At 53.1% G+C, this 7127-nt stretch carries 7 protein-coding genes; 6 read left to right on the top strand and 1 reads right to left on the bottom strand.

The features are described 5' to 3' along the window. The first annotated feature begins 133 nt into the window (after positions 1 to 133). The 4 genes from RCH93_RS08410 to RCH93_RS08400 all read left to right on the top strand — a co-directional run bounded on the left by RCH93_RS08410 (position 134) and on the right by RCH93_RS08400 (position 4224). Complete coding sequence (locus tag RCH93_RS08410; protein ID WP_306547908.1) at positions 134 to 586, top strand: hypothetical protein; 453 nt, start codon at positions 134 to 136, stop codon at positions 584 to 586. A gap of 568 nt (positions 587 to 1154) precedes the next feature. Further along, positions 1155 to 1928, top strand: coding sequence for a hypothetical protein (locus RCH93_RS08405; protein WP_306547907.1), 774 nt, complete (start codon positions 1155 to 1157; stop codon positions 1926 to 1928). A 61-nt stretch (positions 1929 to 1989) separates the two neighbouring features. Then, complete coding sequence (locus RCH93_RS17905) at positions 1990 to 2121, top strand: DUF3039 domain-containing protein (RefSeq protein WP_373693272.1); 132 nt, start codon at positions 1990 to 1992, stop codon at positions 2119 to 2121. A gap of 288 nt (positions 2122 to 2409) precedes the next feature. Then, on the top strand, positions 2410 to 4224 hold the full coding sequence (locus tag RCH93_RS08400) for an HD domain-containing phosphohydrolase (RefSeq protein ID WP_306547906.1): 1815 nt from the start codon (positions 2410 to 2412) through the stop codon (positions 4222 to 4224). Positions 4225 to 4621: 397 nt separating this feature from the next. On the opposite strand, the gene ndk is transcribed toward RCH93_RS08400, so the two are convergent. Further along, positions 4622 to 5038: a nucleoside-diphosphate kinase gene (ndk, locus tag RCH93_RS08395; RefSeq protein WP_306547905.1), complete on the bottom strand. Its 417-nt coding sequence runs from the start codon at positions 5036 to 5038 to the stop codon at positions 4622 to 4624. 584 nt (positions 5039 to 5622) lie between these two features. Between ndk and RCH93_RS08390 the strand changes: the two genes are divergently transcribed. Both RCH93_RS08390 and RCH93_RS08385 read left to right on the top strand, forming a co-directional pair. Further along, on the top strand, positions 5623 to 6894 hold the full coding sequence (locus tag RCH93_RS08390; RefSeq protein ID WP_306547904.1) for a DUF2325 domain-containing protein: 1272 nt from the start codon (positions 5623 to 5625) through the stop codon (positions 6892 to 6894). A gap of 45 nt (positions 6895 to 6939) precedes the next feature. Then, on the top strand, positions 6940 to 7127 hold a 188-nt coding region (locus RCH93_RS08385; protein WP_306547903.1), incomplete at its 3' end, for a hypothetical protein.

Raw genomic sequence — 7127 nt, 5'->3', positions numbered from 1 at the left:
CACCTGCCAAGTGAGTTTTCAGGACAGGCGGATATTGCAATATTTTTACTGAAATTTCAATATGTTGATTTTAATTTTACGTTGATTTTATAGATGTTTTTTCACTGAACCAGGTAATATTGCTGTGGTGGACATGGGAGATGAAAGCGAAAAAGTCTTTGCGACTCTTAACGAAATTAAGAAACGTGGCCACCCATATTGGTGGCTATCTGTTTATCAATGCCGTGAATGTCAACAAACTTGGCTAGTAGCACAAGAAGAAAGGCAGAATGACGTTTTTTGTCTTTATAGGCTAGATACAGTTACAATGGAATATATACTCAACAATAATCGTTGGATACCGATTTTTGACGATTATGAAAACTTGCTTCGCATTGGTCTCGAAGCAGGAAAAAGAGTTCGTTTTTGTGACCCATTGAATTCATCTCTGCGTTGGACTATATCCGATTTAGCCAAAGAAAATCCTGGGATAAATATTTCCGAAGTTGCTCGATTGCTCAATCTTGATATTGAATTGGCTGAAGAAATAGCAAGAAAAGTCATTAGAGAAGAAGATGTACGAATTGCATTCAATAAGGTCACTTAGCAATGCCATGCCTAACAAAGCGTGCACCCGACGCTGGGGGGTCTGGCGCGATTCCAAGCCTTTTTCTACGCCTCAGCCTTTTTCCAGGCGGACGGCGTTCCGCCGCCCGCCCCAGCGCGGGTAACGCAAACCGTTCTGAGTTCATATAACTCCTGTCAGTCATGACTTGTTGGAAAAGTGTTGACCGGTGGGCTGAAAATAATGTTGTTCTTGCCACGTTTGCTAAAATAACTAGACCTCCGGCCCTCATGTTAATAGAAAATACCTTTGCTCAAGTGCTGGGGTCAGTGGATAGCTTCCACGTCTATGGCATGAACTGGAAATCTCAAGCAAGGTCATCATCGTTGCCACATTCCGCAACACTGGCAGAGGCAACGCTTGAGGGTGACGGGTTGCGAATGTAAAACCACCCGGAAGAACAAGGTGCCGAACAAGATGCAAGGCCGCCGCCGATATGTCGAGGGGGCAACTTGATCATTCAGTAATGCCGGGTCTAAACAGAAATTAAAACGGCCTTTCTGTCGATCCTGCAATCCGTTTGACAACGACAAACCGATGAGAAAAGATCATGAACTACACTTTAATGACATGCATAGCGAGTTTTGCGCTTTTCATCACAATCGTAGCGGTTTCTCGATTTGCCTATCGGATAGGCAGGGGGCGGCCTGACCTTGTCGAAACCTCGTCGGAAAGTGCGGGAGCGGTGGTAGGTGCGGTCTTCGCGCTGCTCGGACTCCTGACCGCATTCACATTCTCTGCGGCCTATTCCCGTTTGGATACAAGGCGACAATTGATGGTTCAGGAAGTAAATGCCATTGGTACGGCCTATCTTCGTCTTGATGTGTTATCGAACGACGCCCAAGCTCAACTGCGAAAAGATTTCAAAGCATACACCCTTTCTCGATTTGCTTTTTATCAGAAACTGACAGAAAAAGAGGGTGCGCTCTCCGAATTGGCGAATGCATCCGAATTGCAGCAATTGATTTGGAGCAAAGCAGTATCAGCGAGCAGCGGAACAGAAAACTCATCCATACGGATGCTGCTGCTCCCCGCGCTCAATGAGATGATCGACATTGTCACCACCAGATCCGTGGCGATCATGGCGCACCCGCCATTGCTTATTTATGCCTCCCTGGCGCTGATATCGATCGCCTGCGGAGGAATGATAGGTTATCGAGCAAGCATTTCCGAGAATTCTTCCCGTTTTTACGAAATTGCTTTTGCATTGGTGATGTCCTTCACCATGTACCTTATCCTCGACATTGAGTATCCACGCTTTGGTCTTGTGCGGCTCGACAACATCAACCAACTGCTTTTTGATTTGGCGAACACAATGAAGTAACTTCGAAAAGCATTGAAATCAAGTTCCGGCGTTGACCTAACTTTTTGATTAGGAGAATGAAATGAAATACACAGGAGATCGACCGGGAAAAGGAACCTACATCTGCATGACATGCGGGAAGAAAATAGTCATAGAAAATGATGAAGAAAAGTTACCAGTGTGCCCCCAATGTAAAGGATCAATGTTCCGTTAAATAAATTTCTTACTATTGGCAGTGGCAGTTTCATGACCTGTATAAAACTACCAGTTAATAAACCTGACAGGTAATAGCCGCGTCCTAAATAGTGGGAGGTTTTTCTCGGCTGGAAGGTTATTTCACCGTTCAAGATCAAGGTTTCTCTGAAACACCTTGAGTGCAGAGGACGACGAAGATGGGCAACGATCAACACACATAACCGAAACGCCCTTGAGGAGCCGCCCCGGCAGGAGGACCGCCATTCATAAACAGCATCTATCATGTCTCTCCTCATACCGATTTATCTTGCCGCTTGTAATGACCCTGGCGCTGCTTGTACAGGGGCTGCGAGCAGAAGCAGCCGACACCGGCGCACATCGACCGCTGCGCGTTCTGATCATTCACTCTTATGCGCCGGATTTCATATGGACCAGGGATTTACACTCCGGGATCCTCTCCGTACTGGAGAAGCCAGGGCAAGCCACCAGCTACCGGGTGGAATATCTGGACGCCAAGCACCATGATTCTCCGGCCTATCTTGAACAGGTATTCCGTCTGTATCAGGAAAAATACAGCCGCGATAACGAAACCGGCTTCGACGGCATCATCCTGACCGATAATCATGCTCTGGATTTTGTCGCTCGTCATCGGGAAGTGTTGTTTCCCGACACGCCAATAGTGGCCTGCGGCATCAACGGCGCCCAGTCGGTTCCGGCCAATGCCGGCGACATGAACATCATCCTCGAACGACTGGCCCACCAGGAGACTCTCAACGCCGCTTTAAGGCAAAACCCCAAAACGCATACCATCTATATCGTCATCGACGACACCCTCACCGGCCAATCTATCCGCCAGGACTTTTTAGCGCAGACAGCCTCGCTCGCTGGGCAGGTCAGGCTGGAAGTTCTCCCGCCAATGACCGGTGAGAAACTGCTCCAGTTTGCTGGCGACCGTGTTGCGGGGGAATTGATTTATCTGCTGGTCTATTTCCAGGATGCCGCAAGGAAGCTGTTTACCGCTGAAGCAATGCCACGTGCGATTGCCGCCCGGGCGCCGACGCCGGTCTATGCGGGCTGGGATTTTCAGCTGAACACAGGAGTGGTCGGAGGCTGCATCACCAGCGCCTACGGACAGGGGCAAAAGGCGGCTCAAACCTTACTTGACCGGCTGGCAGGCAACAATCCGCCCCACCTGTACGACGGTCTTGCCGGGATAAACCGACACACCTACGATTACAAGGCGCTGCAGCGGTTTGCGATCCCTCTCGACAGCTTGCCGGACGATGCGGTACTGCTCAATCGGCCGCTTTCTTACTTTGAGATCCACCGCTCGGCCATCATCGGCGCCTTGGGAATTATCGCAATCCTCAGCGTGATCATTCTGCTTTTGCTCCAGAATATCCGCCGCCAACGGACTATCAACCAAGGCAACGCCGAGATTCTGGCCCTCAACCGCGAAGTGATCGAAACCCAGTTGGACCTGCTCTCCACCCTGGGGGAAGTTATCGAATCGCGTTCCCACGATACCGCCAACCATGTTCGCCGGGTGGCCGCCTACTCGGTCCTGCTCGGTGAAAAATACGGCCTGTCCAGCGAAGACCTGCTCCTGTTGGAGGCAGCCTCACCGATGCACGATATCGGCAAGATCGGCATCCCCGACGCCATTCTCCACAAACCCGATCGACTTACCCCCGAGGAGTACGAGATCATCAAAAACCATACGGTTATCGGTCAACATATCCTGCGGGTTTCCGACCGCAAACTCTTTGCCAGTGCCCGCACCATTGCCTTGCAGCACCATGAGCATTGGGATGGGACCGGTTATCCCTGTGGCCTGCAAGGCGAGGAGATTAGCATCATGGCGCGGATCAGCGCCCTAGCCGACGTCTACGACGCGCTCTCCCTGGGCCGGGTTTACAAGCCGCCCTGGCCGCAGGAGAAGGTGCTGCAGTTCATCCAGCAGCAGCGCGGCGCCATGTTCGATCCACGGATTGTCGATCTGTTTTTCGAGCACCTAGACGAGCTGGAGGCGATCAAACTCCGTCTCTCCGACCCGGTCGTCTCCGCCCAGGATAGCATCTCCCGGCAGGGGCCTGTTCATTGTCCAGCACGGCCAGGCTGATCAACCTGCCTTGGTTGTTATCACGAAGCTACGGGACACCCAAGGCGAACATCGTCGATGTGGTCCTAACCATGACTTTCCTCTTTTCGCACGCTGGAGCGTGGAAACGATCACAATCATCCCCCTGCGGATGAAAACGCCCGACCCTCGTTAAGCGCCGCAGGAATGAAGGCGAGGAAGCGATCCAGCTGATTGGCAAAGACCTGGGCGGTCGGTTTGGGAGAACGAGGCTGGGTCGCCGATTTCGCCCCCGGTTGCCCGCGTCGAAACGACAGGGGCGAAGGTGGGTAATGGCGTGACCGGTGGGCGCAACAACCGCGCAATCAACAAAAAAGGCGGTCTCCTTTGAGGAGACCGCCTTTTTTGTTGCACCTGTCCGACCCGCAGGCCGGCGTTTTTACATCAGCAATTCCAGGCCGGAGAAAAAATAGCCGATCTCAAAGGCGGCGGTTTCCGGGGCGTCCGAGCCGTGGGTGGCGTTGGCCTCCAGGGAGTCGCCAAATTCGCGGCGCAGGGTGCCTTCGGCGGCGTTTGCCGGGTTGGTCGCGCCCATCAGATCGCGCCATTTCTTGATCGCGCCTTCCGCTTCCAGGACCATGACCACGCAAGGGCCGCTGGACATAAAATCGGTCAGCTCGCCAAAAAACGGCCGTTCCTTATGCACATAGTAGAACCCTTCGGCCTCGCGCTTGCTCAGATAGAGCTTTTTCATGCCGACGACCGTGAACCCCTCGGCGTAGATGCGGGCAAGAATCTTTCCGGCGTTGCCGGCGGTAAAGGCGTTGGGTTTGATGATGGCAAATGTTCGTTCCATGGCGGGCGTTCTCCTTGTTGCAGGTGATGTGCGAAATGGCGCTTCACACAATGGGCGCGGAAGCGGTTCATGCGAAAGTGCGCGACCTATACCATGAACCCGGCGCAACGGCAATATTGCCGAGAATTCTTTTCTTTCCGGAGAGGGCCGCCGGCGAAAATCGGAAACAGCTGTGCGTGAAAAATCTGACTGCCAGTAGTGTCTGATAAAGGAATTCTGCAAAAAGGATTGGAAACGGCAAATCAACGGACAGGTTGTCGGGGTTCCGAGAAGAAGCGTGCGCCACCCCTCGGTGGCGTCAATTCGATGACGCCAAAATGACCTAGCGTGCTCAAAAATTATTTTTAATTAGACGTGACTAAAAATAATTGACACTATGAATAAAATTTAGCATACATAATCCATCGATGCGATCACGGAGTAAAAGAGGCGGCTAATTGTTATATTCCAGCCGCGTTTACCGGCCGGCTCGTCGTTCAGCAAACGCTGGCAAGGCCGCTAAAGGTTCACACGATCCGGCGCTTGATGCAGTTGCTTCATTGCCTTGTTTCAGTATTTCATCATTTACATCAAAGGTGCTCATCATGGAAACGCTTGCCCTGCCCCCACAACCCACGCAGCGGAAAAAGCTCTGGCACATCGAAGGATGCTACAAATGCGCCTTGATCGGAACCTGTCTCAGTCGCGCCGAATTACGCAAGCTTTCCCGGGAGCGACAGTTTGCAGCGGAACCAGGGCTGGACGACTATCAGTTGCACGCCCATTTCATCAAGATTTCCGACCAGGACGACACTCAGGCCAAGGCGCTTGGCAAATACCTGGAAAAAAAATACCGCTCCGCCGCCAAAAAATACCTCAAGGCGGAAACAGACCAGGCAATCAAAGCCTTATGGGATGAAGATCTGGCCGAAGGGCGGGTTGACAGCGCCTGGTGGGGGATACTGACCCATCCGCAGGCCTCGCTGGAAATCGTGGCCAAAGTGTATGGGGCATTGCACATGCTCGGCCACGACTACGCGGTCAACGCCCACAAGGATCGGTCGCTGATTGCCAGCCTCCGGGCCAAAACCGACATGCTTGAAGAGGTGGTGGGCTCGGAGCGGCAGTTCTTCCGCCAGGAAAAAAAGCAACTCCGCGAGGACATTTTCGAATTGCACCGGAAGTTGGCTCACGGGGCGAATTTGGCCAAGGAAAACGAGGGGCTGCGCGAGAAGATTGCCGCCCTCGATCAGCGCTTCCGCGACGTGGAGGATCAACGCCGCGAGGAGAACAATCAGCAACTGATCGCCGAATTGCGTCAGAACAACAACGGCCTCTACGGCCGCATCGACGAATTGACCGAAGAGCTCGACCTGATCAAGAGGCAGTTCAGCCAAGCGGTGGCGCGTCTGCAGGAACTCGAGCAATTACGCGGCCGGCTTGAGCGACACGAGAGCGAACAGACCCGCGAAATCGCCTCGCTGGAAGGCATGCTCTTTCAGCACATCGCAAAGGAGCAGGATCCCTGCCTGCAGTGCGCCGATCAGAACACCGACAACTGCCCCGGCCCCAATCTCTGCGGAAAAACCGTGCTCTACGTCGGCGGCCTGCACAAAATGGTTCCCCATTACCGGCAACTGGTCGAGCAGTTCGGCGGTCGCTTCCTTCATCACGACGGCGGCAAGGAGGCCTCGCGCAATCTGCTGCCCAAACTGATGAGCACCGCCGACGCCGTGCTTTGCCCGATTGACTGCGTCAGTCACGACGCCTGCAACTGCGTCAAAAAGATGTGCAAACGCTACCAGAAACCCTTTGTCCTCATGCGCAGCTCCGGGCTTTCGTCGCTGGCCAGAGGGCTCAATCAAATCATTCAATAACCGCTTCACGCAAAGCAACCACAAGCAAACATTCAAGAGGACCACATGGAAACCAGCCAACCCATCCAGATCGATCAACGCAACGGCAACTTGCACGTCAACCTGCACGGTCAGTTCACCCCGGAACTCGCCATCGCGCTGACCAGCGCCATTGCCCGCGACTACCAGGGCAAAGGCAACATCTTCATCCACACCTCACACATCACTGATATCGCACCGGAATCGCGCGGCGC

The sequence above is a fragment of the Desulfobulbus sp. genome (assembly GCF_030824455.1).
In the GTDB taxonomy this organism is placed as follows: domain Bacteria; phylum Desulfobacterota; class Desulfobulbia; order Desulfobulbales; family Desulfobulbaceae; genus Desulfobulbus.
This window is presented reverse-complemented; position numbering and strand designations above follow the sequence as displayed.

What these genes read in the sequence shown, in the direction of transcription:
- RCH93_RS08405 (WP_306547907.1), top strand. Translation starts at nt 1,155, where the DNA reads ATGAACTACACTTTAATGACATGCATAGCGAGTTTTGCGCTTTTCATC.
- RCH93_RS17905 (WP_373693272.1), top strand. Translation starts at nt 1,990, where the DNA reads ATGAAATACACAGGAGATCGACCGGGAAAAGGAACCTACATCTGCATG.
- ndk (WP_306547905.1), bottom strand. Translation starts at nt 5,038, where the DNA reads ATGGAACGAACATTTGCCATCATCAAACCCAACGCCTTTACCGCCGGC.
- RCH93_RS08410 (WP_306547908.1), top strand. Translation starts at nt 134, where the DNA reads ATGGGAGATGAAAGCGAAAAAGTCTTTGCGACTCTTAACGAAATTAAG.
- RCH93_RS08390 (WP_306547904.1), top strand. Translation starts at nt 5,623, where the DNA reads ATGGAAACGCTTGCCCTGCCCCCACAACCCACGCAGCGGAAAAAGCTC.